The following is a 26113-nucleotide window of genomic DNA, read 5'->3' on the forward strand; positions in this document are numbered from 1 at the left end:
CATCCTCTCATTAAAAACCACACAAATAATGGCTATAAGAATAAATCCGGTGCCTTATTTTTATTGTGGGTTAAATATAACGACAAGGTAAAATGCGAATTATCCTATTGCGCATTGGTTGTGTGGGCGGAGTGAATTCATGAATTCCGTTACCCGTGTTTTTTATTGCAAAATTCATAATTCAGCAGGTGTATTACCATGACATCCAGGTTTGTAAAATGATATTTATTTCATATGGTTATGTGGGGTCTGGTTTGGTGGTGTGAATTAATGCGCAACTCTATTACCACCTCTCAAAATGAAATTTCCGTTAAAAGCGATTTTCTTATTTCTATTACTAACAAAGGTAGGTTTACAATTCGTCGACTGTTTGTAAGATAGTGTAAGCTTAGCGAGAGTGTGCAGACCTCTTTAAATTTTACAGTAAGCGCCTTTTGGCAAACTTCGCGAAAGCTGTTTTCCCCATTACACACATTGGATGAGTTAATAACGTTGAAAAGCATAACGGAATTGAAAATGGGTTATACCAAAGTAGTCTTCTGGCTTCTGTTAACCCTGTTTCTCATACCCGCAATCACATTAGGTTTTGCTGAATACGGGAATAAATCACTTAATCAGGAATACACCCAATTCTTTATTGAGGATGCACAAAAACAACATCAGGATGCCGATAAACTCGCTGAGTTTCTGCAACAGAATCCGCCTTCGAGCGTTTGCGGCCCGGTTGCCGATGACCTGCTCACCTATAAAAACGCCGTCTGCGCACCAGGTTCTGAACTCTCGCAGTTCTACCTGATGGACAAAATCGCCATCTGGACGCTGGTGGCGGGTTTCTTTGTTCTGCTGATGATCGCGTTATTCAGCGCACTGGCCTTTAAAGATCGCCGCAGCCAGTACTTAAGCCTGACGCTGGCCCGTCCGTTCCTGATGTTAGCGGGTTCACTGGAAGTCATTGTGCAGGGGGGCATGCTGGTCTGGCTCTCCTTCTGGGGAACCGCGTTCTTCACGCAGACCTACTATCCGAAATTGGTCATCATCGTGGGGCTGATGGTGCTGGGCGGTATCTACTACATCATCAAAGGCATCTTCAAAAAGCTGCCACCTGAAGAGAATATCGAAGGCGAAGTGGTGAGCCGTGACGCCGCGCCTGCGCTCTGGTCACGCGTTGATGCGCTGGCAGCGAAAGTTGGCACCACCCCGCCGGATCACGTTATTGCCGGTATCGACACCAACTTCTACGTCACCGAAGCTCCGCTGCGCGTGAATGACCAACTGCTCGCGGGCCGAAAACTCTACGTGAGTATTCCGCTGCTGCGTCAGTTGACGCTCGACCAGGCGGATGGCGTGATGGTGCATGAGCTGACGCACCTGCATGAAGGGGACACGGCGTCCGGCGCGTTACTGGGGCCGAAGCTGCACCGTTTCGATCTTTACACCGCACAGATGAGCGAGAATGTCGCCACGCTCATTGTCTACTACCCGCTGTATCTGTACCGCATGCTGTTCGAACTGGCCTGGCAGCGCAACAGCCGTGAACGTGAGTTCGTGGCCGATCGCAATGCCTCTGCGCTTGTCTCTCCGGCGGCGATCATTGAATCGCTGATCAAAATTTCCGCCTATGCCAATTATCGTTATGAAGTTGAGCGCAATCTGTTTGAAAACAACACCCTGCACGAGAGTGAACTGGGGATCAGTAAAGCTATCGCTGCCGGTCTGCCTGCGCATGTGACGTCACCCGGTTTTGTGAGCGCCATGCGTGAACAGAATGTGCCGCATCCCTTTGACTCACACCCGCCGTTGACAGAGAGAATGCGCAACGTGGGTTACACCGTCGAGGAAAGTGCCTTTGCTGCGACGGCAGCGGAAATTCCTGCGCAGAGTTGGGCTGATTTGATGCCGGTTGCCGACAACATTGAACAGCAGCTCTGGCAGAAATACGAACGTGATTTCTCGTCTAATCATGAAGAGAGCCTGGCCTGGCGCTACCAGCCCACGGGAGAAGCAGAGACCGCGCTGGTTCTTAAATACTTCCCGAATGTTCCCTTTACGCTGAAAGACGGCTCACAAATCGAAATCACCTGGCAGGGCTTCGTGTTGCCGAAAACGGCGGAACTGCTGGACTGGGATAACGTTAAAAACATCAATGTGCTGCGAAACTTTGGCCGCGATACGTTGCATATCCAGCATGTGCAGCCGAACGCCCACGGCAAAAAACGCAGCAAAATCCCACTGCCGGGCCTCAAGAAAGAGATTGAGCACTTCAAGGGAACCCTGGCCTGGTACTGGCATCGTCATCAGACAGTGCGGGCGCTACCCCAACAGCCAGAGACGCTGACCCCACAACAAGAAGCCTGACCGGTGGCTCAACCCTGCGCCGTTATTGCCAGGGTTGAGCCACAGCCGTTTTACGTATTGACCCCCACAAGGAATAACCGTGTTTAAAAAAGCGACCAGAAATGTGATACCTGCAATGGTGGCAGTCGTACTGTGTTTGCCGCTGGCCGCCTGCGACAACAACAACGCCCCTAAAGAAACACCGGCTGCGGCACCTGGTGCCAAACCGGCTGCGGCGCCAAGTGCAACACCGGTGGTAGAAGACCCGACCGCGCTGCTCACCGCCAAGGTGAACCTCTACATCGAATGCTTCAACACCGCCGATGGCAGCGTGCGCGACAGTGCAGAGCGGTATGTGAGCTGGATTGATAACGTGGCAACGGGGCCGACGGGTAAAGAGCGTAAGGTCAACACCCTCGGCCAGATCCAGGCCTATAAAGTGGAAAAATGTACCAAAGCCATCAACCAGGCCGCGAAGGCCAAGCCTGCCTTACCCGCGCTGGATGACGCGGGGGCAAAATATCTTGCTGAGTTGACGACGCTGACGCCGCTGGTCTCGCAAGCAAATCAGTATTACAGCCAGGAAGACTACAAAGATGATGCCTTTGCGAAGGGCAAGGAGATGCATCAACCGCTGATGAAGGCGTTTAAAGCGTTTATGAACGCCAGCGACGTGTACGGTGTGGAACTGGAGAAGGAATCGAGCGCCCTTAACGCCGCGCAGCTTGCCGAGATCGAGAAAACCGAGGGACGGCATCTCGCTTACTATCGACTGGCATTAGTCACCCAGGGCAAGCAACTGACCATGCTGTTTGACGAAGAATCGCCGGACATCAGTAACGTCACCAAAGCGATTGATGCCTATGGCGCGCTGGTGGCAGAAGCCACAACGTCTACCGCTAAAGAGCAAGATAAGCCGATCGGCTGGTCGATTGTTCTGAGCCGCGCCGAGACCTTCCTGAAAGACAGCAAGGATCTGATGCGCCGTATCCGTGACAAAACGCCCTACAGCCGTGGCGATAAGATGATGATGGACGGCGGCAGCGGCTGGATGGTCTCTGGTTCGCCAATGAAGGTTTTAAAATCCTATAACGAACTGGTACAGGCCAGTAACAGTCTGTAAATCACACGGCTCCCCTGGCGCTTGCGTGCGCAGGTGACAGGGGAGAATGATTTCGAAAAGATGGGGCAGGAGAGGATGCCGGTCCCATTGTTACCTGAGCAGCAGCGCAACTAGCGCCACCAGTGCCGGAAGCGCCTGAACATACAAAATCTTGCGACTCGCCGTTACCGCACCAAACACGCCAGCCACCAGCACGCACGCTAAGAAAAAGACGCACACCTGAACACCGCCTTCATCCAGCCACAACCCCCACAGCAAACCCGCCGCCAGAAAACCGTTATACAGCCCCTGATTCGCCGCCAGCACGCGCGTTTCTCGTGCAAATTCGGGGGTAAGATTAAAGGCTTTACGACCCGTTTTCGTGTCCCACAAAAACATTTCCAGGACGAGGATGTAGATATGGATGATGGCAACAAGGGTAGTGAGGATGTTGGCGAGCACGTGGTGGGCCTTTTGGGTTGGTTTATGTTGAATGAATGGAGTATAGATAATTTTCTGGAACAGAATGTGGGGATGAGCAATTAAGATCTCTTCTACTCTTTGAGGAAACGATAATGATAATATAACTATTTAAAAATACTTACGACTGCTAGTATATTTGTGGCGGACGGAATTCGAAAAAAGTATTGATAGTTTCTGATTTTGGTTTAAGTATAGCAATGTTTACATTCAATGATTTCTATAATAAATCATTTAGAGAATAAAAGGTTGCTATTAGCTGCAATTGTTAAATTTTCTTTAAAGGATTTTTATTATAAAGGAGTTAACCGTGAAGATAGATGCTAATGATTTTTTTACACGAGAAGGGAGCGAACGTTTTGCTAAGAATGTCAGCTATGTGATCCAGTATCTAATATTTATTAGTTTGACATTACTTCTTACGCTAAAAGGATGTGCGGAGTTTTTTCAAACTTTAAATCCAGATATTGGGATTCTAAGTAAAGGTATTTGCATACAACTTCTACACATAAAAACATTAGTTTATGTTGCCTCTGCATTGGCGCTTTCGAGTGGCATTCAATTAGCATATATGCTTGTGACACATGGCCCCGATGAAGCAATTGAACCAGTGATGCTTGGTATAGCATCTGCAGTATTGCTAATTTTATCAAAAATTGATCCTGAGCAATGGACGATTGAAGTTGCTGGTGTGATTTTTATATTGATATTATGTATTGCGGTGTTGTTTTTATTATCAAGGATTATGAAGGACGATGAGTGATTAACTAGGATTTGATTTGATTTGATTTGATTTGATTTGATTTGATATTAAAGTTGGGGCTGTCGATTTATTTAACTGTGTTAGATATCTTGGTGTCTGATTATTTATTATGTTAAATAGATGAAGAGCATTCTTCATCTATTTAAAACCTAACGATACAGTCCTTCAAGTTGCGGCAAAGTAAAGAAAAACGATTGTTCGGATTTTTTAAATTTACCTAACGAGTTTTGTCTATATTCTGAGTTAATGAGGATGCAACATTCTTCAGCTCTAGTTATTCCCACATAGTGAAGGTTGAGTTCTTGTTGAAGATTGGGATATATAGGCGAGTAACGATCATTTTCATTTATTAAGCGGAATGGGAAAGACCATTCGTCTAAATCAATGTGCACAACGACCTTGAATTCAAGTCCCTTGGCTTTGTGCAAAGTCATTACATGTACTTCGCTGTGATCTAATGCTTTATATTGCTTTATAAAAAGATCGTTAGATAATGTTTCAATAAGTGCTTTATCATCATCACCATTAAATTTTAAACCTGAAGTAATGGCTAGCAAGTGAAATTTTTCTATTAATTCATCATTAGTTGAATCGTTTCTTAGAGATTTAATTTGCTTACGGAATAAATTTTTTTTATTGTCTTTTACAACAATGTCATCAAACGCTTTGTCAATCAGTTCTTGAGCAGTATTTATTGCTCCGCATCGATATGCTAAAAGATATTTATATAATTCAGAACACTCTGTTTCTAATCTATCAAGTGGGGTTTCAATGAAAAATCTAAAATCTACATCGAGGCCCGAGCATAAAAGTTCTAAAGATTTTTCTTTACGCCCTAATAAAACAATTTGATTATAAGTTTCTAACCCCCATTTTTTTTGTTCAACCCATTGTCTTATCCACGTAGAAACCACACTAGCAATGTCTTGCAGATTTCCACTCATTCTTTTCCTGAAAACACGGATGTTGCGTGCCGGAAGTAATTTGTGGTTTTTATCTAGTAATTTAGCTGCATAGTTACTAATAGAAGGGTGGCACCGGTGGTTTAAATTTATTTCGAAGTGTTTGAATGTGGATTTATCTTTTATTAGATCCTTCAAAAGGGTTGAGTTCCCCCCTCTAAATTCGTAGATGGATTGCCATATGTCACCAACAGCAACTGAAATTAAGCCTAGACTATTTATTTGTAAAAACAATTCATGTTGTGTGTTTGATACATCTTGATATTCATCTACGAATATGTGCGTATACCTTGCTTTAAGGTATTTTCTAGATGAAGATGATTCGTTCAATATTTTCAATGCAAGAGCGGAGAAAGAACTCATCCACAAAATACCTTCAGAATATAACCTCTTAAAACCATTGTCGTTATTTATGTTAAATAATGACGGGTTGTCTAAAGAATCATTTGTTATATATGTAGAATAAGGAGGTTGTAATTTTTTTATAACCTTAAGTGCGGAGGTATGGTGCCCCCATATTTTACTTAGAAATGGAAGAATAATTTCGTTCAAGCAAAAGCTATCTATAGTCCCGAAAAAACTGCTCTTAGTATCATGTGCTTCGATTTTGCATCGTTGCTCTAATTCTAAGCTTGCCTTCTTAGTAAATGTTATTGCGATTACGCCTTTGTGATCTGACAAGTTTTTAGTGATGTTTCGTATTTTTTCTTTAATTACAGTTGTTTTACCACTTCCAGGGCACGCTGTTACAACCATGCTGTGATTGTAATTTATTGATGCCGTTTGTTCCGGCGTAGGAATGAATTTTTTCATATCAAACATTCTCGATCATTTTAATTAGATGAACCAGAGGCTTAACAAGGTTTCCAGAATTAAGTGTGATAAGGTTACTTTTGATCTGTTTTAGTAATAAGCACATTCGTACCGCTTTTTTCTTTTGCAAATAGGCTATTGCACTATTTTGATCGAATTTATTAAGCGCGCTAAGGATCGGAACACTGAGTTCTTCAAGTAGATCTGTTTCTAGATCAATTTTTGATAAGTATATGCCATGTTTATTTACCGTATCTGAAACAGTCTGCCAATCGCCACTAATAATAGTATCTTGTGCGGTGATTTTCTTGTTACTGTGTCTGAATTTATTTTTACCAGCTAAACTCAAGCATCGATTAATTCCTGCAAAATGCCACTTGTTCCCTCCTTGCAACTTTGATACATCATTATCGGTTCGCATAACCCAAGGGATATCTAAAGAGTTAAGAATTTCAGAATAGATTTTGAAAGAAATCCCATCTACAGATAAAATTGATATATTATGAAAGTCCAAGTCGATAGATATAGCATCAGATAAAGCATGATAAAACAGAATTTCTGAAGGTCCTTCGACTAAGAAAACGCCGCTTGAGAAAAAAGATTCAGCAGGAATAATGCTCATTCGATAGCTCATTTCTTGCCAGTCATCTGAAATTAGCTGAGAACATCCATTACTTGCTGCAATTGTGCCCGCCTGTTTTTTTACCAGTCTGATTATTGACTCAGGTTTGAAATTAACTGCAATTTGTGGCGAGTGGGAGGATATAATAACTTGACCAGGTAATTTAGAGATTAAATAATCAGCAAGTTTTCTTTGTTGATGAGGGTGCAAATGAGCTTCAGGTTCTTCAATGACATAAAAAACAACCTCGTTTTCAATGTCGTGATCTTTAGTACTCTTCGCCTTCCATAAGGCCAATAGAATTTGATTATTTCTTCCATCACCTCCAAGCATAACATTGGAACCATTTGTGTTCGCGCCAAGTTGAAGATTATCGATAAAATCATTGATGCCGATTGTGCCTGTATCTAATTGAACTGAGTATTTATCATAATGATATGCAAGCTTTTTTAATTCTTCATTAACATCCTTTGTCGCCCTATCTACATATGTTAATTGTGAGATTTTGTCATTTATATCGTCTAGATCATCACTGATTTCTTTAAGTAAATCATCATCTTCTTGTCTTTCTTGAGTAGTTAGAGATAATTGTGATAATTTCAAAAGCTGTTTTTTTTCTTTCTTTATAAATTTATCCAAATCTCTTTGTGATTGTATGTATTTTAGATTGATATATTTTAAATAATACCTTGATGGAATTTCATGAAGTGTATCGATTGAGTCGCCTATTAATATTTTATAACTAAGATCATTTCTTTGTGCAATGTACTTGATAAAAGTTTCACCCGAGTCACTAATGTAACCTTTTAAAATTGAAATGACTGCGTCTTCATTTATCTTGCTAAAGTGTATTGTGATTTCAAACGACTCACTAGAAGAGTTTTGATCGAGGTGAAAATCAAGCTCATTTGGTTCAATCTCAGCTTCCGATAAACTCTTATCTAACAACATTCGCAGGGAATGTAGCATGTTGCTTTTTCCAACATCGTTTGAACCGATAACGAGCGTGTTGGAGTTGAAGTTTATTAGCGCATCTTTAAAGTTTCTAAAACCTTTAAGAGACAAAGATGATATTTCCAATGCAAACTCCTCTTAATCGGGGGGTATTGAGAATAATGGATCACCATATGGAATTTGCAAATAAAATTGCCTTCTTCCTTGCGCTAGATCTAGTAGTTTAATGTTATGGGATCTTTTAAGTGAAATTATTAATCCCGAATAAGTGTTGGCCAAAGTGGTTAACTATGGCCAACACGATTTTGCAAGTTAAAGAAAGCCATTTTATAAGGAAACTGTCAGACCTTTTCGCCGCTTACGAGATGGTAACCTATTGCCCCTCAATCTCCACCAAACCCTCTGCCGTCCTCATCCATCTTGGTGCTTTCAACCTGTCACTAAAATAGCCCACCAGTTCAAACAGTAGATCCTCAAACACTCGTCTCTGCGGAGCGGTCAGGAAATTTTGCATCGTCAGTTGAGTGAGTTCTTCACAGTAACGGCAGAGTGCATCGCTCTCGGGGTTGAACTCTGGTAAGCGGGTGAGGAATGAATCTATCGTCAAATAATCGCGCAGATGCTCCGGCACAGGTTCATACAGTGTTTGTTTCAATATTGAGAGGCAAGCAGACAGGCGACCGCAAAGGGCAAACTTTTCTGCGGGATCGTCAGACTCGACCAGCACTTCAACAAAGCGTTCGCAGTTGTCGGCCAGTTCGGTGAAATCGGTGGCGTGGTTAAAGGGCAGGGTTAATAAACTATAGGTAGAAGAAGCAGTCATCATATTGGCAACCTTGAGTAAGAGTTAATGTCGCCACTAAGGTTTTTCAGGAGGCTAATCCTGGCGCCTGATTTTGAAGGTGCGGCGAAAAGATACAATGATATCAATGGAGTGACAAGCCGCATTATTGGAAGCAGGCTCGCAAAACCAAAAAGCAACAGCACATCTCAATTTACATTTAACGTGACGGCATAAATCTACGTTGAGACCATTGCTTTTCAAAAACGTGGTGAATCAGCGTGCAAAAATTTTACGCCAGCAAACGAAAGCAACAAATATTGAATATTAAGTGAAGGTGTAATGAGTCACGCGCAGGGGAATTTAACTTCAAAATAGTGTTGTCTAACGCAGCCTCAGCCTCAGCCTTCAGCACACAAACCAGATAGAATAAGCAAACTGATCCAATGGAGAATCGATAAAGCTCCTGAAGGAGCTAGAGTGTGGAGGGAAATTGCTCAAGGTCTAAGCTCCCTGAGCAAAAAGTCAGTGCTTGATGTAGTGACTACTCTTCATCGGTTATGGGAATTGGATATTTGAGTTCTATCTCAGGGGCGTCTGTTAACAACCTCCGTGAGCGAGCCATCAAATACCCGGCTATTTCTTCGCTGGAAAGATCGACACGTCGCATTTCAGGATCCTGAAACCATGAATCAGGCCAATAAATAAGACCGAAGGGTTTCCATCGAAATTTAGCTCAATTAGTGAAAGGGCGAAGTTTTGTTCTGATTCTTTCCCTTCAGCCTTGCATACGAAGATAATGATCTGAACCAACACATGCCATGTGAAATCCTCATGATATTTTTCGAGATGGCCATGATAAATTTATAGGTCATCTCGAATATGTTCGGAGTTATCTTAGCATGTAATCTAACTCGTCTTTTATAGGAATGACCTGTTCATAGAGTCGATGGTATGCCTTACCAATGGCACCTCTAAACTGTATTAGCTTAGGAGGCATATTACCAATATTAATAATGTGATCTTGCGTGATCCCAGGATACGGATCTATAAAAATGACTTCTGAAATTCCTAGTTGATATGCTTTTTTAGCACACAACTCACATGGGCTAGCAGTCGTGTATAGTTTTCCGCCAATAATACCTGAACCGCCATACTTTGCTAATTGTAAAAATGCGTTCTCTTCTGCATGCAAAGCGCGGGTGTGGACTTGGTTGCTTTCATTATTTATACTATTATGAATATCTTTGAAGCAATAAGAGATATATCTTCCCTTGAAAGAGTGTGAGTTATGTGCCAATGGATTATAACTTTCATAAAACTCTTTAGCTTTCAGTCTGAATTTTTCATTGTTCCTTTCATAATGACTATATGTTTCTGAGTGGAAGTCATTCATTAATCCATCAATTGACCTCATGGCGCATGGGACTTGTCCTTTAGCTACATCATTCCAACCAACCGATTTTATTGAATTATCATTATCTGTAACTACAGCCCCTACCTGCCTTGAAATGCATCCGGAGTTTAGCTTAACTGTATAGGCAACTTGCATCACTCTTTCCATAGAAGTAGGTGAAATTAATCCAGGATGCTGCATTAATGCAATATACCATGCAATTTGTGCTTTCAATACATTATTGTTATCATATTCATTTTTGGGGTTGAATAAATGAATGTCAGAAATCTCTATGCATTTTTTTACATTTGGATTTGTTAGGTGCTTATATTCGCTTTCGCCTTTTCCAGATTCTTCATCATCAATTCTTGAAATTTGCTCGGGTGAGAATTTATGCAACTTTTGTAAGTATCTTGTTCTGTGCTCATCCGGTGCATTGATCGAAACTAAATGAAATGCTGCATAACGATCTTTAAAAAACTTGGCCTCGTAAGGATTTCTTATGGCATCGATAACTATATATGCTCGTTCATTCTTTACTTTTCTTATAACTTTAATAACTCTGTTTATTGTTTCTGGCAAATGAAAAACGGAACTTGGTATAAAACCTTTACTTTCATATTCAGCGTCAACTTTACCAATCCTTCTAATCGACTTACCGGCTGATTGATATACTGTCACATATAATCCAGACTCTATGTCATTTAATTCAGATTTAAGATCTCTTGTAAGCTTACGAACTAATTGTAATATTCTAATGAATGAATTTTTAATTTTTTGATCAGAAAAATCAATCTCAGATTGATGATCTAATAGTTGTTTTATTATGTTGATATATTTTATTTTTAATAAGCTTTTTGATAAAACACCATTTTTCACCAAGTGTGAAATGGATTTGTTGGAGGTTTTTATTCCGCAAGAATGTATGAAATTAATTAATTTTGTTGTGGGCAAAAGAAGCAAGTAAATTGAAATTAGATCGCTAACTTTTATAGAGTAAAAATTTTCCCAATGTTCTTCAGCGAATTTTTTGACTATAGAATAACGTCTCGTGTCTAACCCATCGTAGAAATTGTTTAAACTACTCAACTCAGGGAAGGATATATCCTTGCTTTCCAATATGTTTGCTGTCGTGGTACAGCCTGAACCAGTTCTTCCAGTTAATCCGACAAGAATAAATTGATTATTTTCGAGAAAAAGCTCACTTATAAATTTTTGTTCCGCCATTATCTTTATCCAGTATGTTATAACACATTGTCTTTGATGTGATTACATTTCCAGTAATTAAGAATTATCTCAAAAATACATTTTTTTCAAGTGAATTACTAGATAAAAAGTAGAGAATGCTTGGCCGTAAGCATCCCTTAAGAAGACCATAGGATTTCAATGTCTGCACTTTCGAGCCGTGGTATTCGTTAGGTCCACTTCTGACTGTGAGTTAATCAAGTCGATGCAACTCTCTCGTGACCCCATGAGAGGGCCAAATCTGTCATCTTACAATTTCGCAAACCCCAATCTCCCCCCTTGAGCTCCACCACGCCCTCCATCGTTCGCATCCATCCCGGTGATTTCAGCCTGTCGCTAAAATATCCCACCAGTTCAAACAGCAGATCCTCAAACACTCTTCGTTGCTATTCAGTCAGCGAGTTCTGCATTGTTAACTGCGCAAGTTCTTCGCAATAGCAGCAGAGCGCATCACTCTCGGGGTTAAACTCCCGTAGTCGAGTTGATCGAATCAATAACTAAACGTCTCAGCAAACGACCTTGGTCTGGTTCATATAATCTAATTGTTCAAATTGGTAAGCGAGGCAAACTTATAGTTACATCACTTCACTTGGTACTGCCTGGATAATATGCTTTAAAATCGCCCCAGAACGTATCTTACCGTCATCATTGAAAGGGAAATCATGAGCGAATCAACACCAGAATTACCAGCTAGACAAGACGAAATGGAAAATCAGGTCGACGCCTTACTGCAAATGGTACTTGTAGCCAAACGCGAAATAGAATGTGGGCATGGAATTTCACTGGAGGAAGCCCAAAGGCTTTTAAGCGAGCACAGAACGTAAATAAAAAATGAACATGTATCAAACCGGTGAAACAGACTTCACCAAATCTGCAAAAATGCCGGGTGGCGCTTCGCTTACCCGGCCTACCTAAATCATCCCCCTGGTTCTTACATCGATAGGGTAGACAAATTACCTGAACTATTTACCCCTCAATCTCCACCACACCCTCCGGCGTCCTCATCCATCTCGGTGCTTTCAACCTGTCGCTAAAATACCCCACCAGCTCAAACAGCAGATCCTCAAACACTCTCCGTTGTTGATCGGTCAGCGAGTTTTGCATTGTTAACTGCGCGAGTTCTTCGCAATAGCGGCAGAGCGCATCGCTCTCGGGGTTAAACTCCGGCAAGCGAGTCGGCCACGAATCAATCGTCAAATAATCGCGCAGGTGCTCTGGCACAGGTTCATACAGCGTCTGTTTCAATATAGAGAGGCAAGCGGACAGACGACCACAAAGGGCGAGCTTTTCAGCGGGATCGTCAGACTCGACCAGCACTTCGACAAAGCGTTCGCAGTTGTCGGCCAGTTCGGTGAAATCGGTGGCGTGGTTAAAGGGCAGGGTTAATAAACTATGGGTTGAAGAAACAGTCATCATATTGGCAACCTTGAGTAAGAGTTAATGTCACCGATAAGATTTGTCCAGGGTTCCAATCCCGGCGCCTGATTTTACAGGCGCGGCGAAAAGATACAATGATATCAATGGAGTGACAAGCCGCATTCCCGGAAGCAGGCTCGCAAAATCACAAAGCAACAACCTTTCACTTTTACATTTCCCGGCAAACAACGTTAATTTATATACCCGAAAAATATAACGTATTCGAAATTCATTAATAACCTTGTGCGACGGGTTAATATATCCGCTGCACTAAAATACGCGCTAATCAGTAAATCGATTTAATCCCCCCGCAACACAATCCCCCCATAATCTGACCGCGATCAAAAACCAATTGCCTTAATCGCGCTACTAATACAACATATTCCACCACGTTGCTTTGTAATCCCAATTTTCAACTTAGCTTAGTCAAAAGTGCTTAATATATTTATTACCAAATAGTCTTTTTATTCGCGTCAGATTTATTACTAGAGTGGTTTTCCGGACAATTTTGAAGGAAAACAACCATGACCGCATCAGGCAACATTGCCCGTCTCAATACGGATTTACTGGATATTCGCCCCGTCGCGGGCAACATCGGCGCAGAAGTGCGCAATATTTCGCTCTCGGCGGAACTCGATGATAACCATATTCAGCAAATAGAAAATGCACTCGTAAAATATAAGGTTTTATTCTTCCGCAAACAGAGTCATTTAACGGATGAGGCCCATCAGGCCTTTGGTGCGCGTCTGGGCAAAATCGTGGCGCACCCCACGGTGCCAGCGCCTGCGGGCACCAAACTGTTCGAACTGGATGCCTCAAAAGGTGGTGGCAGGGCGGACTCCTGGCACACCGACGTCACCTTTGTGGATGCCTTCCCGAAAATATCCATTCTGCGCGGCGTCACCATCCCGGAATATGGCGGCGACACCGTCTGGGCCAATACCGTATTAGCCTACGAACAACTGCCGGAATCCTTAAAACAATTCGTCGGTTCGCTGCGTGCGGTTCACAGTAATAACTACGACTACGGGGCAGAACGTATTGTCACCGAAGAACATCGTCTTAATCACCATCAAAAAGTCTTCGTCTCATCCGTGTGGGAAGCCGAACACCCGGTGGTGCATGTTCACCCGGTCACGGGCGAGCGGGCGTTATTACTCGGCCACTTCGTGAAAAAAATCGTTGGCTTCAGCAGCCGCGAATCAGCTCAGCTTTTTGAATTACTGCAAAACCGCATTATCCGCCTCGAAAATACCGTGCGCTGGAACTGGCAGCAGGACGACGTGGTGATATGGGATAACCGCAGCACCCAGCATTACGCCGTCAACGACTACGGCGACCAGCCGCGCCTCGTGCGCCGCGTCACCATCGAAGGTGAGCAGGCCGTCGCCATTGACGGCAGCCGCAGCCGCACCGTGGCCCGCCCGCAGGATGCCGCCAACGGCTCCGGCACTGAAAACCAGGACAGGGAAGTGAACTATGCAGCGTCGTGATTTACTCAAAGCCATGGCGGCGTTCGGGGTCTACAGCATGATCCCGGCCATCGCGCGTGGCGCAAACGTGGCGCGCAAGTACGACGGCGTCACGCTTAACGTCTCCACCTTCAGCACCGCCTGGCCGCAGTTGATTCGCCAGTGGCTGCCGGAGTTTGAAGCGCTGACCGGGGCAAAGGTGCAGCTCGATACCCCCGCGTTCCCGGTCTACAACCAGCGCGCTGACCTCGAACTGTCGACGCGCGGGTCGGCCTATGACGTGGTCAACGTCACCTTTATCTACACCAGTCGCTGGATCAACGCAGGCTGGCTGACGCCACTCGATGAGTACATCACCAATCCGAACCTGACCCCGGCCGACTGGGGATTGCAGGACTTTTTGCCCGCCACCCTGGCGGCAGAAACCGGGCGCGACGGCAAGCTGTACGGCATTCCCTACGTGGTGGAAGCCATGCTGGCGGGGTCGTCACGCTTTGACCTCATCCAGCAGGCCGGGCTGGAGTTCCCGAAAACCACTGATGACCTGGTGAAGGTGTTGCAGGCGGTGAACAAGAAAGAGCGCGTGGCCGGGTATGTAACCGACAACCACTATGGCTGGACCTTTATTCCCTATCTGCAGGCCTTCGGCGGCAACGTGTTCCGCACGCCGCCGGACGATCTCTTCCCAACGCTCGACACCCCGGAAGCGGTGCAGGCGGCGGACTATTTTGCTCGCCTGATCCGCGATTTCGGCCCGAACGGTGGCATCACCTATACCGCAGACCAGTCGTTGCAGGCGCTGAAACAGGGCAAGGTGAACTTCTCCGATGCCAGCCAGACCTATCTGGCGCAGCTTGGCAATGCGCAGACCTCGCGCACCCTGAAAACGGCGCACTTCGGGCCGATGGTCAGCGGGCCGAAAGGGGCATTCCCTGGCATGGCAACCCATGCGCTGGGAATTCCGGCCGGTTCGAAAAACAAAGAGGCAGCCTGGGCCTTTATTCAGTGGTCGCTTTCGAAACAGATGACCGCCCGAGCGCTGGCCGCCGGATACGGTTCGCCGACGCGGCGCACGGACATCGACTCGCAGGTGTTTCGCAGTAAGCAGGTTATCAACGGTGTCGATCTGGCGCAGTTGTCCATTGATGCCATCGACCAGGCAGGCAAGGGCGGTTACATGAAGTACCGCACCGTTGAGTTCTATCCGCAGGTGGATCAGCAACTGAATAAGGCCATTGCGCTGATTGCCTCCGGGCAGCTTTCTGCGAAAGAGGCGATGGCGCAAGCGCAGGCCGGGACGATTGCGGATCTGAAACGCGCAGGCGCGAAAATTTAAGGTGGATGTGATGGCACAACCTAAAAGCTGGCGACACCGCCAGCGCACCGCCTGGCTGCTGGGGTTATCGCCGTCGCTCGCCGTGCTGACGCTGCTAACCCTGGTCCCGGCGGCGGCACTGCTGATAACCAGCCTCACGCCGTTCAGCCTCACCAACCCGGCGGCAACCTTCACCTTCAGCAACCCGCTGGTGAACTACCAGCAGTTGCTGCATGACGACCGCTTCCTCAACTCGCTGGTCACTCAGGTGAAGCTGTCGGTGGTGAGCGTGGTGTTCCAGGTGCTGATTGGCCTGCTGCTGGCGCTGCTGCTGAACGGTCCGTCGCGGCTGCTCAACGGGGTGCGCACGCTGCTGCTGATCCCGATGGTGCTGCCGCCGATCATCGTCGCGCTGATCTGGAAAATCATCTACACGCCGGACATCAGCCCGCTGCATCAGGTGCTGGAGCGCTTTGATATTCCGCTCAATTCGCTGATTGCCAACCCGGATACAGCGCTGTGGGCGATTGTGGTGGCGGACGTCTGGCAGTGGTTTCCTTTCACCATGCTGATGGTGCTGGCGGCGCTGCAAATGGTGCCCAACGAACCGCGGGAAGCGGCGAGTCTGGACGGCGCATCGTCGTTTAACATTTTCCGCTACATCGTCTTCCCGCACCTTAAACCGGTGCTGGCGGTGTGCATCCTCTTTCGCCTGATCGACAGCTTCAAAGCCTTTCCGCTGATCTACATCCTCACGGACGGCGGGCCGGGGTCGGTCACCGAAGTCACCAACTATTACGGCTTCATCCAGGCCTTCAACTTCTCCTGGTGGGGATACGGCAGCGCCATTGCGGTCGTGATCCTGGTCGGGGTGTTCATTTTAAGCTGGCTGATTGGCCGTGCGGGGTGGAACGATGACAGTGCAACAAACTGACGAACGCAGGGTGGCAGCGTATGCCCCCGTGCGGCGTAAGACCTGGCGCTTCAAAGGCAAGCGCACGCTGGCGGCATTACTGGTGCTCATACTGTTCCTCGCCCCGTTCTTGTGGATGGTGATTATGTCGTTGCGCCCGTCGATGGACGCCTTCGAACTGACGCTGTTCTTTACGCCGACGCTGGAAGCCTACCGCCAGTTGATCGCCGGGAATTTTTTGCAGCCGTTTGGCAACAGCCTGATGGTTAGCGTGATTTCGACGGTCTTCTCGCTGCTGCTGGGCGTGCCCGCTGCCTGGGTGCTGACCCGCTGGCGCTTTCGCGCCCGTCGCTACGTGGCGCTGTGGATCCTCGTCACCCGCATGGCACCGCCCATCGCCTTTACCATTCCGTTCTTCCTCGCCTTTCGCTGGCTCGGCCTGCAGGACACGATAATCGGTCTGGCAATTGTCTATCTCACCTTTAACCTGGCGATAGTTATCTGGCTGATGCAGACCTTCTTCTCTGCCGTGCCGGTGGCGCTGGAAGAGGCGGCGTGGATGGACGGTTGCTCGCTGTGGGGCAGCTTCTGGCGCGTGTCGTTACCGCTGGTGAAACCCGGCCTCGCGGCGACCGCCATTCTTTGTTTCATCTTCTCGTGGAACGACTTTTTCTACGCGCTCATCCTCACCCGCACCAACGCCATCACGGCCCCGGTCGCCATTGTGAACTTCCTGCAATACGAAGGGTGGGAGTGGAGCAAAATCGCCGCCAGCGGCACCCTGGTGATGCTCCCGGTAGTGGCTTTTACGCTGCTGGTGCGCCGCTATCTGGTACACGGCCTGACCGCCGGTGGACTTAAGGATTAATCATGGCAACCCTGACATTAAGCAACATCGCAAAGACCTTTAACGGGCAGACCATCATTCCCGGTCTCGATTTGACCATTCACCACGGCGAGTTTATTGCGCTGGTGGGGCCGTCCGGCTGCGGAAAATCCACCCTGCTGCGTATGATTGCTGGGCTGGAGAGCATCGACGGCGGCGAACTGGTGCTCGACGGCGAGGTGATTAACGATCTCTCACCGCAGGATCGCAATATGGCGATGGTCTTTCAGAACTACGCCCTCTACCCGCACATGACGGTGGCGGAGAACCTCGGCTTCTCGCTCAAAATGCAGCGGGTGGCGAAAGAGAAAATCGACAAACAGGTGCAGCAGGCGGCAGAAACCTTAGGGCTGACGCCGCTGCTGGCGCGCAAACCGTCGCAGCTTTCCGGCGGGCAGCGCCAGCGCGTGGCGATGGGCAGGGCGATCTTGCGCCATCCGCGCCTGTTCCTGTTCGACGAACCGCTCTCCAACCTCGATGCCAAACTGCGCGTGGAACTGCGCACCGAAATCAAAGCGCTGCACCAGCGGCTCAATACCACCATGATTTACGTCACCCACGACCAGATCGAGGCCATGACCATGGCCGACCGCATCGTGGTGCTGCGCGACGGGCACATTGAGCAGGTCGGCACGCCGCTGGAGCTGTACGACCGCCCGGCGAACGCCTTTGTCGCCAGTTTTATTGGCTCGCCGTCGATGAACCTGTTCAGCGGGCGAGTGGAGAGGCAGGGCGTGGTGCTCACCGATGACGGCATTGCGCTGCCGGTGGCACAACACACCGGGCTGGATGTCGGGCAACGGGTGCTCTATGGCGTGCGCCCGCAGCACTTTGTGCTGACGCCGGGCTCCGCTATTGATGCGCAGGTTAACGTGGTGGAGCCGACCGGGTCGGAAACCCAGATTTTGCTCAACATCGGGCAGAAAAAGGTGACCACGCTGTTCCACCAGCGCGTGACCACCCAGCCGGGCGAAACCCTTAAAATTGCCCCGGATGTCCGCCATGCCCACCTGTTTGATGCCGACAGCGGCGCACGACTGAATTAATACTGAGGAATGGAATGAGCAGGAAAGTGATTGTGTTTGGCGTCGATGGACTCATGATGCCGCTGATTCAGAAATTTGCCGCTGAGGGCGCGTTGCTGCACATCAGCCGGATGCTGAACGAAGGGGCGGCGACCGAGCTGCTGCCGTATATCTCCGCCTGGGGCGATGTGAACTGGGCGAGTTTTATTGCCGGTCAGGCACCGGGCACCGCCTGGCGCGGGCAGGCGCAACCCACGGATTATGAACGCACGCAGGCGTTGTTAAATCGCCTTGAAGAGAAGGGGCTGCGAGCCGCCCTGGTGCACTTCCCGGAAAGCGTGGCCTCACCGGAACCGCATTTCACCCTGTCGCCGTACTGGTCGGCGGCGGAACCCTGTCCGTACACCTTTGCCACGCCTGCAATATTTACCACCGACCCTGTGCGTTTCGACGCGCCGCCGAAAACGCGCCAGCAGACGCTCGGCTGGCCACCCTCATCGCCGCTGGCCTATCACGACAAAGGGCTGTGGCAGCCGCTGGTGGAAGGTGAACAGGGCGATTACCGGTTGAAAATCCAGTCCGCGCATGCTGATGGCGTGACGTTGTCACTTAACGTTGAGACACTGACGCTGAGCGCAGCGGGTGAATCCATCACCCTGCAACAGGGGCAGTGGAGCGACTGGCTGCCGCTCGGTAGCGCTGCTGAAGGGGGGCAAGTCCGTTTCTGGCTGGCAAGTCTGGCGCCGCATATTGAACTGATTCAGAGCGAAGTCACTTACCCAAAGCGCATTGCCTCTGACGAAAAGCTGGCTAAGACGCTTATCGATGAACTCGGGCCGTTTTACAGCCAGTGGGCGGTAAAAGCCTCCCCGGATGAGGCGTATCTTTCCTCGACGTTGCAGGATGCAGAAAACCAGTCGCTGTGGCTGGCAGAAAGTGCGGTGCGCTTAACCCATCAACATGGCTTTGCGTTGTGGGCGGCGGTGCACCATCTGATTGATGAGTCGCACCACCTGTGTCTTGGGCAATATGACCCGAGTTCACCGTTTTATGACCCAGAACAGGCCCCGCGCTATGAGGCGGTGATCCGCGCGTGTTACCAGGTGCTGGACCGCTCCATCGGGCGCATTCTTGATAGTGTGGACAGCGACACCACGCTGCTGCTGGCCTCCGATCACGGGGCAGTGCCGAACCATTTTATGTGTGACGTGAACCGCTATCTGGCAAAACACGGGCTGGTTATGCTGGATGCAGCCGGGCTGCCGGTGGTCAATCAAAGCCAGGTCTGGCTGAAGGATCAGCGTGGTGGGCTGGAAATCTACATCAACCTTGCGGGGCGTGAGCCACACGGCATTGTGCCGCAGGCGGAGTATGGTCGCGTGCAGGACAAGGTGCTGCACCTGCTGCGGAACTGGTCAATCAGCCATAACGGCAACACGCGTCACGCCGTGGCCTGGGCGCTGCGCAAAGAAGACGCCGCCAGCGCGGGCTACTGGGGCGAGGAGGCGGGCGATGTGCTCTTTACTTACGACAGCGGTTTTGTGTGGGGAACCAGCATCACCGGGGAGGACATCTGCCCGGTGGTTACGTCGGGAGCCAATCACGGTCCGCAAAAACCAACGGCGGAGACGGCGCACACCTCTAATTACGGGGTGCTGCTGGCCTGGGGCGCGGGGATCCGCAAGGGCTATTACCACGACCGCCACAAGTATGGCCCGTACCGCATGGCCGATGCCGGAGCCACCATTGCTTACCTGCTGGATGTAAAACGCGATACCCTCGACGGCACTATAATGCAGGCGTTGCTTGCGTCCGGAGAGTAAGAGATGACCGATCATTGTTATACCCGTTACGGGAGTTTGCAGGGCAAAGTGGTGCTGATTACCGGCGGGGCGAGCGGTATTGGCGCGGATCTGGTGCGGGCCTTTAGCCAGCAGGCAAGCCGGGTGCATTTTGTCGATATCGATACCCAGGCGGGATCTGCGGTGGCGCAGGAGACAGGGAGCCATTTTCACACCGTGGATTTGCGCGACATCGCTGCGCTGCGGGCAGTTATTGCGGAGATTGCCTCGCAGGAAGGGGGCATTGATGTGCTGATCAATAACGCTGCCCGTGATGACCGCACCGACACGCTGACGATTGAGCCTGAGGGCTGGCGCGAGAGTCTGGCGGTGAATCTCGATCATCAGTTCTTCGCTAGCCAGGCAGTGGCGACGCTGATGAAAGAACGTCACGGCGGCGCGATCATCCTCACCAGTTCCACCTCGTTTATGAAAGGTCGCCCCGGCATGGCGGGCTACACCACATCGAAAGCGGCAGTGGTGGGGCTGACCCAGACGCTGGCGCGGGAACTCGGGCCGTCAGGTATCCGGGTGAACTGTATTGTGCCGGGGGCGATTTCGACGCCACGTCAGCATGCGCTGTGGCGTACGCCGGAATCCGACAAGGAGATTGCGGCGATGCAGTCGCTGGATATTGTGCTGGAAGGGCGCGATGTGGCAGCGATGGCGCTGTTTGTGGCATCCGATGATGCCCGTGGATCCACGGGGTCGCAGTTTTTTGTCGATGCGGGGATCAGGTTGGTGTAGATGTTCGGTCACTGTAGGCGGGATTACACGCTCGGTTCCCTCACCCTGAGGGTTAGGGTTAGGGTTAGGGTTAGGGTTAGGGTTAGGGTTAGGGTTAGGGTTAGGGTTAGGGTTAGGGTGAGGGGGAATATGTGGCTCAGCGGTATTGTTCCGTTCACCTTACGGTGTCAATGCTCCCATGAAGCGCCTCCACACGTGAACGTGCAAGGGAGGCTCGCCGCCGCCTCCCTTGCAACCCAGGCTCCCGGCCGGGAAAATCGCCGCTGACGCGGTGCATTCGTCTTATGCCGTCTGACTGTCGGGTCGGGGACCGAGCCTGCGTCCCTGCAGGCCATCCCCTCCGTCCACATCCATGTGGACGGCCCCGGTCAGCCGTCAACGCCTCATCGATTTTCAGCCGGACCAGAAAACCCTCGCTGCGAGTGACTGCATTTCAGAAAACATGAATTTGCTGCTGGAAAGCATGTGGAATTGTGCGGCCTGTTTCCCCTCACCCCAAAGGGGCGAGGGAGAAAAGCGAGCTTCATTCAGGCACGGACGGCACCCTCTCCCTTGAGGGAGAGGGGGAAGGCATACTTTTTACAATCAATAAGATACGCACTACACTTATCAACAGATTAACCAATGGATGGCGAATATGACGACGTTGAAAGTGAATAATTTCTTTTTTATTGTATTGTTGCTACTGGTCAGCGTAGGGTTTTTCACCCTGATTCAACCTTATTATTCGGCCATAATTTGGGCGGTAATCCTGGCGCTTATTTTTTACCCGCTACGCATTAAACTGAGCGTATTACTCCGTGGGCGTGATGGCGTGGCATCATTACTCACCGTCGCACTGATCTGCGTGATTGTCTTTATTCCCTTGATGGTGGTGATTTCATCACTTATCGTTGAATTAAATGCGCTCTATCAGCGCCTGCAAAGTAACACCACCGATCTGCCGCAATTATTAAGCGATGGCATCAGTTATTTACCAGACTGGGCAAAAAGTTATTTGCGTGATAACGACTTTGATTCGGTCAGCACCATCCGCGAAAAAATCTCGGGTGCGGCATTGGGGGCCGGGCGATATCTGGCGGGCAGTGCAGTGATTATCGGCAAGAATACCCTCGGCCTGACGATCGGCTTTTGTATGATGGTCTACCTGCTGTTCTTTTTACTTAAAGACGGTTCAAAGCTGGTACGCAAAATATTTGTCGCAATCCCACTGACAGATAAAATTAAACGTCGCCTGTTCCATAAATTCGCCGGCGTCTCTCGGGCGACGGTGAAAGGGACCCTGGTGGTGGCGATTGTACAGGGCGGACTGGGGGGCACAGCCTTCTGGTTTGCGGGCTTTAACGGCAGCCTGTTGTGGGCGGCGCTGATGGCCTTTATGTCGCTGATCCCGGCGGTGGGCACGGCCATCATCTGGGTGCCAGCGGTGATTTTTCTCTTCTCGACGGGTGAGACGGGAACGGCGATTGCGCTGACGCTTTATTTCGTGATTGTAGTTGGGCTGGCCGATAATATTCTGCGCCCGTTACTGGTGGGGAAAGACACCCGCATGCCGGATTATTTAATCCTGCTCACCACGCTTGGTGGGCTACAATTTTTCGGTATTAACGGATTTGTACTGGGACCCATGATTGCCGGCCTGTTTATCTCTTCCTGGAATTTACTGGCGGAAGAAAGGGCGATGGCAGAAAAAGCCGGAGAGTAATCAGATTTATTCTTAATGGCCCTCTGGTGAAGCAGGGGGCCAGTCATAATAACTGACTAAGCGCTTGTTTTTGGCGTAAAGAATTGCAAATCGCATATGAGTAAAATCGCACGCATGGTAAAAATGAGCCGTGTTTGACTACTGAGGACAATCGTTCCGCCACGATGAGAAGCAAGGCGCGGAAATTGTAATTTTATGGATAATCTGTTCAGGTCGTATATTTCTGGTCGTTCCCTCCAACTCTCCATTACCTGCCTGCTGTGCGGTGAACAACACTGGCGCAACGCGCTGTAGTCTCCTGCTTTCTGCCTGATTTTTACTTTTTATTTTTTGGCTTCCCCACGCGGGTAAGTCTTGCTGTATTTATTCTCGAGCAGGAGAAGAACCATGTTTTACTGGATATTATTAGCACTGGCCATTGTGGCTGAAATTACCGGCACATTGTCGATGAAATGGGCAACCGAATCCGGCGGCAACGCGGGGTTTATTTTGATGCTGGTGATGATCGCCGTCTCCTATATTTTACTTTCCTTTGCCGTTAAAAAGATTGCTCTTGGCGTGGCGTATGCGCTGTGGGAAGGGATTGGCATCCTGCTGATTACCCTTTTCAGCGTCACCCTTTTTGGTGAGACGCTAACAACAACAAAAGTGGCCGGGCTGGCAACGCTGGTCTGCGGGATTGTGCTGATTAAATCCGGCACCCGCAGTGTAAACGCGGCAAAAAAGGAGCGAGCCGATGCAACAGTTTGAATGGATTCACGCCGCCTGGCTGGCGCTGGCGATTATTCTTGAAATTATCGCCAATATCTTACTGAAATTTTCTGCTGGTTTTCGCCATAAACTCTATGGTTTTGGCTCCCTGGTGGCGGTGCTGGCCGCATTTAGTGCGCTGTCACAGGCTGTAAAAGGTATCGATTTGTCAGTCGCTTACGCTCTCTGGGGCGGTTTCGGTATCGCCGCAACCCTTGCCGCAGGCTGGATCCTGTTTGGTCAGCGGTTGAATAAAAAGGGGTGGGCAGGGGTTATTCTGTTAATCCTCGGCATGATTTTGATTAAGCTCGCGTGATGTGATCGCTGCCTGAATTAGGGGCAGCGAATTTTCTCTCCTGTATTACGCTTAAGCTAACCCCAACAAAAACGTATGCTTTTTTTCCGCCCAGGATTTGAGGTGTGAATGTTGAACCCGTTTAGCTGGCGTAATATTCCTCGCGCAAAAACGCTGTTCGTCATGGTTTTTATGGCGGGCATCGGACTGATTATTTCTATCGTTGCCCTGTTGTATCTCTCTTTGCATCTAATTAGTACCAAAGCCAATGAAATTGACGAACACCGCACGGCCTTATCAGTACAAGGGGCGATTCAGACCTCGGTAAACCGGGTAAAGTCGCTGGTGGTGGATAATGCCGTCTGGGATGACGCGGTGCGTGAAGTGTATCGCCCCCAACTGGACACCCAGTGGCTCTACAATACCTGGGGTGCCGGATTCAAAATCAACAATCTGTATGACGGCACCTTTGTGCTGGATGAAAACTTTAAGGTGCTGTGGGGATCATTTCGCAGCCATCCCTTTAATGAGCAGTCGCTCGATTTTTTTGGTAACGGCCTGCAGGCGCTGATTCGAAATAATGCCACCGGGCTGGAGACAAAAAATGAGATTTACGCTGGGATCACCCGCACGCGGGACGGAGTCGCCTTTGTTGGTATCAGCATTATTCGCCCCATGATTGGTCAGTTACAAGGGATAGGAGTGATGCGTCGCTATCTGGTTATCACCCGCCATCTCAACAGACAAATCCTGACTGACTTAGGCGATACCTTCCAGATAACCGGTCTGGCCTTCACGCCTGAAAAACCGGATCTCTCCAGCGTACCGCTTGAAAGTTCGGCGGGGGAAGTGCTGGGTTGGCTGAACTGGAATCCCCGCCTGCCTGGTGTAGAAGCGGCCAACGCCGCAGCGGATAATATTCGCCAGATTGCCATGTTAGCCTCGGGGCTGATTTTGCTGTTTATCGTGCTGAGCAGCGCCGGGCTCTACAAACTGGCAAAAGGGGAGAAAATTGCCCGTCGGATTGCGTTTACCGACTGGCTCAGTCGATTACCTAACCGTCGCGCATTAATTGAGAAGCTGGACCACTTAAGCGCGATGGGCGACACCAATCGCATCAGCGTGGTGTTTATCGATCTTGATGGCTTTAAGGATGTAAACGACATATACGGACACGACGTCGGCGACCGTTTGATTGTCACCGTTGCACAGATATTGCAGGAAAAAGTCCCCACCGATGGCACTCTGGTCCGCATGGGCGGGGATGAGTTTGCCATGACCATCAGCGGCCCCTGGGCGGAAGAGAAGGCGGACGATTTTGCGGCTAAAGCGCTGGAAGCCCTTAATGCCCCGCTTAAGGTGAGCAAACGGACGATTCATATTGGCGCCAGCATCGGCATTGCGAGCGGTACCCTGCTGACCAGCTCGAGTTCAGAGCTGTTCCGTCGTGCCGATATTGCTATGTACCATTCCAAAAGTACCGGTAAGGGGCGTGTGACTCACTATGATGCCGAACTGAACAGTGCGCGTGAGCGGCAGTTGATGATCGAGAACGACATTCGTAGTGGTCTGGACTGCGATGAGTTCGACGTCTGGTATCAGCCGATTGTCGATGCCCGGAGCCTGGCGATGATTGGCGTTGAAGCACTGGTACGCTGGCCGCGCCGCCCTGGCGGGGAACTGAAGCCCGACGAATTTATTTCCATTGCCGAAACCAGTGGGCTGATTTACGCGCTGGGGCAGTTTGTATTGCGCCGTGCCTGTAGCGACCTGGAGCCTTTCAGCGACCTCAAACTCTCCGTGAATATTTCCCCGGCGCAGTTCCGCGATCCGGAGTTTGAAGACAAAGTCGCCAGTGCGCTTGACAGTACCCGTTTTCCGGCAGCCCGCCTGCAACTGGAGGTCACCGAAACCTATGTGCTGGAAAATCCGGAGCGTGCACACTCTGCCGTTACCAACCTGAAAGCGCTGGGTACGGCGGTCGCGCTGGATGATTTCGGTACCGGTTATTCGAGCATTGGCTACCTGCGCCGCTTCCACTTTGAAACCATCAAAATCGACAAATCACTGGCCGGGCTGGTGGATGACGATGAACAGGCATCTGCACTGGTGAGCGGGACGATCCGCATCGCGAGCGCTCTGGGAATGTTAGTGGTGGCTGAAGGGGTGGAAAATGAAAAACAAGTGAAGCTGCTACGCCTTGCCGGATGTGACCAGCTTCAGGGATATTTCTTCAGTGAGCCAATGCCGCTGGAACACATCCTGGAGATGCGCCACCAGCAGCTGCAGGGGTGAG

At 49.2% G+C, this 26113-nt stretch carries 22 protein-coding genes and 1 pseudogene; 16 read left to right on the top strand and 7 right to left on the bottom strand.

Annotation, left to right across the window (positions count from 1 at the left end; translation table 11 throughout):
* Positions 1 to 516 precede the first annotated feature (516 nt).
* Both AC5JPW_RS25565 and AC5JPW_RS25570 read left to right on the top strand, forming a co-directional pair.
* On the top strand, positions 517 to 2355 hold the full coding sequence (locus AC5JPW_RS25565; RefSeq protein ID WP_494244287.1) for a M48 family metallopeptidase: 1839 nt from the start codon (positions 517 to 519) through the stop codon (positions 2353 to 2355).
* A gap of 79 nt (positions 2356 to 2434) precedes the next feature.
* On the top strand, positions 2435 to 3457 hold the full coding sequence (locus AC5JPW_RS25570) for a YiiG family protein (protein ID WP_494244288.1): 1023 nt from the start codon (positions 2435 to 2437) through the stop codon (positions 3455 to 3457).
* A 90-nt stretch (positions 3458 to 3547) separates the two neighbouring features.
* Here AC5JPW_RS25570 and AC5JPW_RS25575 read toward each other — a convergent pair whose 3' ends face one another.
* Positions 3548 to 3898, bottom strand: a complete 351-nt coding sequence (locus tag AC5JPW_RS25575) for a DUF1304 domain-containing protein (protein ID WP_494244290.1) — start codon at positions 3896 to 3898, stop codon at positions 3548 to 3550.
* A gap of 328 nt (positions 3899 to 4226) precedes the next feature.
* Here AC5JPW_RS25575 and AC5JPW_RS25580 point away from each other — a divergent pair, with 328 nt between their 5' ends.
* On the top strand, positions 4227 to 4679 hold the full coding sequence (locus AC5JPW_RS25580) for a hypothetical protein (RefSeq protein WP_494244292.1): 453 nt from the start codon (positions 4227 to 4229) through the stop codon (positions 4677 to 4679).
* Positions 4680 to 4828: 149 nt separating this feature from the next.
* Here AC5JPW_RS25580 and AC5JPW_RS25585 read toward each other — a convergent pair whose 3' ends face one another.
* The 5 genes and pseudogenes from AC5JPW_RS25585 to AC5JPW_RS25605 form a co-directional block, all read right to left on the bottom strand.
* Positions 4829 to 6463 (bottom strand): UvrD-helicase domain-containing protein, encoded by a 1635-nt coding sequence (locus AC5JPW_RS25585; protein WP_494244293.1) that lies wholly within the window; start codon positions 6461 to 6463, stop codon positions 4829 to 4831.
* Complete coding sequence (locus AC5JPW_RS25590) at positions 6456 to 8156, bottom strand: ATP-dependent nuclease (RefSeq protein WP_494244295.1); 1701 nt, start codon at positions 8154 to 8156, stop codon at positions 6456 to 6458. Before AC5JPW_RS25590 ends, AC5JPW_RS25585 begins: the two co-directional genes overlap by 8 nt.
* Before the next feature lie 247 nt (positions 8157 to 8403).
* Positions 8404 to 8856 carry a hypothetical protein gene (locus tag AC5JPW_RS25595; protein ID WP_494244296.1) on the bottom strand — a complete coding sequence of 151 codons (453 nt, stop codon included), beginning with the start codon at positions 8854 to 8856 and terminating at the stop codon, positions 8404 to 8406.
* Between the two features lie 499 nt (positions 8857 to 9355).
* Positions 9356 to 9657: pseudogene (locus AC5JPW_RS25600) on the bottom strand (hypothetical protein); the annotation flags it as partial.
* Positions 9658 to 9703: 46 nt separating this feature from the next.
* Positions 9704 to 11434: an anti-phage dCTP deaminase gene (locus AC5JPW_RS25605; RefSeq protein ID WP_494244298.1), complete on the bottom strand. Its 1731-nt coding sequence runs from the start codon at positions 11432 to 11434 to the stop codon at positions 9704 to 9706.
* A 680-nt stretch (positions 11435 to 12114) separates the two neighbouring features.
* Between AC5JPW_RS25605 and AC5JPW_RS25610 the strand changes: the two genes are divergently transcribed.
* Positions 12115 to 12276, top strand: coding sequence for a hypothetical protein (locus AC5JPW_RS25610; protein ID WP_494244300.1), 162 nt, complete (start codon positions 12115 to 12117; stop codon positions 12274 to 12276).
* A 142-nt stretch (positions 12277 to 12418) separates the two neighbouring features.
* Here the strand turns inward: AC5JPW_RS25610 and AC5JPW_RS25615 are convergent, their stop codons facing one another.
* A complete protein-coding gene (locus AC5JPW_RS25615) occupies positions 12419 to 12868 on the bottom strand; it encodes a hypothetical protein (RefSeq protein ID WP_494244302.1) in 450 nt (149 codons plus the stop codon).
* 524 nt (positions 12869 to 13392) lie between these two features.
* On the opposite strand from AC5JPW_RS25615, the gene AC5JPW_RS25620 reads away from it, so the two are divergent.
* The 12 genes from AC5JPW_RS25620 (at position 13393) to AC5JPW_RS25675 (ending at position 26112) form a co-directional block, all read left to right on the top strand.
* Positions 13393 to 14361, top strand: a complete 969-nt coding sequence (locus AC5JPW_RS25620; protein WP_494244304.1) for a TauD/TfdA dioxygenase family protein — start codon at positions 13393 to 13395, stop codon at positions 14359 to 14361.
* Positions 14348 to 15676 (top strand): ABC transporter substrate-binding protein, encoded by a 1329-nt coding sequence (locus AC5JPW_RS25625; RefSeq protein ID WP_494244305.1) that lies wholly within the window; start codon positions 14348 to 14350, stop codon positions 15674 to 15676. Before AC5JPW_RS25620 ends, AC5JPW_RS25625 begins: the two co-directional genes overlap by 14 nt.
* A gap of 10 nt (positions 15677 to 15686) precedes the next feature.
* Complete coding sequence (locus AC5JPW_RS25630; RefSeq protein ID WP_494244306.1) at positions 15687 to 16589, top strand: carbohydrate ABC transporter permease; 903 nt, start codon at positions 15687 to 15689, stop codon at positions 16587 to 16589.
* Complete coding sequence (locus AC5JPW_RS25635) at positions 16570 to 17436, top strand: carbohydrate ABC transporter permease (RefSeq protein ID WP_494244308.1); 867 nt, start codon at positions 16570 to 16572, stop codon at positions 17434 to 17436. The genes AC5JPW_RS25630 and AC5JPW_RS25635 overlap by 20 nt, the downstream gene beginning before the upstream one ends.
* Positions 17437 to 17438: 2 nt before the next feature.
* A complete protein-coding gene (locus AC5JPW_RS25640; protein WP_494244310.1) occupies positions 17439 to 18500 on the top strand; it encodes an ABC transporter ATP-binding protein in 1062 nt (353 codons plus the stop codon).
* 14 nt (positions 18501 to 18514) lie between these two features.
* Positions 18515 to 20302, top strand: a complete 1788-nt coding sequence (locus AC5JPW_RS25645; RefSeq protein WP_494244312.1) for an alkaline phosphatase family protein — start codon at positions 18515 to 18517, stop codon at positions 20300 to 20302.
* Positions 20303 to 20305: 3 nt separating this feature from the next.
* Positions 20306 to 21067, top strand: a complete 762-nt coding sequence (locus AC5JPW_RS25650; protein WP_494244313.1) for an SDR family NAD(P)-dependent oxidoreductase — start codon at positions 20306 to 20308, stop codon at positions 21065 to 21067.
* Between the two features lie 637 nt (positions 21068 to 21704).
* Positions 21705 to 22772: an AI-2E family transporter gene (locus AC5JPW_RS25655; protein ID WP_494244315.1), complete on the top strand. Its 1068-nt coding sequence runs from the start codon at positions 21705 to 21707 to the stop codon at positions 22770 to 22772.
* 195 nt (positions 22773 to 22967) lie between these two features.
* Positions 22968 to 23066: a protein YdgV gene (locus AC5JPW_RS25660; protein WP_494244317.1), complete on the top strand. Its 99-nt coding sequence runs from the start codon at positions 22968 to 22970 to the stop codon at positions 23064 to 23066.
* Between the two features lie 93 nt (positions 23067 to 23159).
* Positions 23160 to 23522 carry a multidrug/spermidine efflux SMR transporter subunit MdtJ gene (mdtJ, locus tag AC5JPW_RS25665; RefSeq protein ID WP_494244319.1) on the top strand — a complete coding sequence of 121 codons (363 nt, stop codon included), beginning with the start codon at positions 23160 to 23162 and terminating at the stop codon, positions 23520 to 23522.
* Complete coding sequence (gene mdtI / locus AC5JPW_RS25670; protein ID WP_494244321.1) at positions 23509 to 23838, top strand: multidrug/spermidine efflux SMR transporter subunit MdtI; 330 nt, start codon at positions 23509 to 23511, stop codon at positions 23836 to 23838. The genes mdtJ and mdtI overlap by 14 nt, the downstream gene beginning before the upstream one ends.
* 108 nt (positions 23839 to 23946) lie before the next feature.
* Positions 23947 to 26112, top strand: a complete 2166-nt coding sequence (locus tag AC5JPW_RS25675; protein WP_494244323.1) for a bifunctional diguanylate cyclase/phosphodiesterase — start codon at positions 23947 to 23949, stop codon at positions 26110 to 26112.
* Position 26113 lies beyond the last annotated feature (1 nt).

It is taken from the genome of Phytobacter sp. (assembly GCF_059074235.1).

What these genes read in the sequence shown, in the direction of transcription:
- AC5JPW_RS25565 (WP_494244287.1), top strand. Translation starts at nt 517, where the DNA reads ATGGGTTATACCAAAGTAGTCTTCTGGCTTCTGTTAACCCTGTTTCTC.
- AC5JPW_RS25585 (WP_494244293.1), bottom strand. Translation starts at nt 6,463, where the DNA reads ATGTTTGATATGAAAAAATTCATTCCTACGCCGGAACAAACGGCATCA.
- AC5JPW_RS25595 (WP_494244296.1), bottom strand. Translation starts at nt 8,856, where the DNA reads ATGATGACTGCTTCTTCTACCTATAGTTTATTAACCCTGCCCTTTAAC.
- AC5JPW_RS25605 (WP_494244298.1), bottom strand. Translation starts at nt 11,434, where the DNA reads ATGGCGGAACAAAAATTTATAAGTGAGCTTTTTCTCGAAAATAATCAA.
- AC5JPW_RS25610 (WP_494244300.1), top strand. Translation starts at nt 12,115, where the DNA reads ATGAGCGAATCAACACCAGAATTACCAGCTAGACAAGACGAAATGGAA.
- AC5JPW_RS25615 (WP_494244302.1), bottom strand. Translation starts at nt 12,868, where the DNA reads ATGATGACTGTTTCTTCAACCCATAGTTTATTAACCCTGCCCTTTAAC.
- AC5JPW_RS25620 (WP_494244304.1), top strand. Translation starts at nt 13,393, where the DNA reads ATGACCGCATCAGGCAACATTGCCCGTCTCAATACGGATTTACTGGAT.
- AC5JPW_RS25625 (WP_494244305.1), top strand. Translation starts at nt 14,348, where the DNA reads ATGCAGCGTCGTGATTTACTCAAAGCCATGGCGGCGTTCGGGGTCTAC.
- AC5JPW_RS25630 (WP_494244306.1), top strand. Translation starts at nt 15,687, where the DNA reads ATGGCACAACCTAAAAGCTGGCGACACCGCCAGCGCACCGCCTGGCTG.
- AC5JPW_RS25635 (WP_494244308.1), top strand. Translation starts at nt 16,570, where the DNA reads ATGACAGTGCAACAAACTGACGAACGCAGGGTGGCAGCGTATGCCCCC.
- AC5JPW_RS25640 (WP_494244310.1), top strand. Translation starts at nt 17,439, where the DNA reads ATGGCAACCCTGACATTAAGCAACATCGCAAAGACCTTTAACGGGCAG.
- AC5JPW_RS25645 (WP_494244312.1), top strand. Translation starts at nt 18,515, where the DNA reads ATGAGCAGGAAAGTGATTGTGTTTGGCGTCGATGGACTCATGATGCCG.
- AC5JPW_RS25650 (WP_494244313.1), top strand. Translation starts at nt 20,306, where the DNA reads ATGACCGATCATTGTTATACCCGTTACGGGAGTTTGCAGGGCAAAGTG.
- AC5JPW_RS25655 (WP_494244315.1), top strand. Translation starts at nt 21,705, where the DNA reads ATGACGACGTTGAAAGTGAATAATTTCTTTTTTATTGTATTGTTGCTA.
- AC5JPW_RS25660 (WP_494244317.1), top strand. Translation starts at nt 22,968, where the DNA reads ATGGATAATCTGTTCAGGTCGTATATTTCTGGTCGTTCCCTCCAACTC.
- mdtJ (WP_494244319.1), top strand. Translation starts at nt 23,160, where the DNA reads ATGTTTTACTGGATATTATTAGCACTGGCCATTGTGGCTGAAATTACC.
- mdtI (WP_494244321.1), top strand. Translation starts at nt 23,509, where the DNA reads ATGCAACAGTTTGAATGGATTCACGCCGCCTGGCTGGCGCTGGCGATT.
- AC5JPW_RS25675 (WP_494244323.1), top strand. Translation starts at nt 23,947, where the DNA reads ATGTTGAACCCGTTTAGCTGGCGTAATATTCCTCGCGCAAAAACGCTG.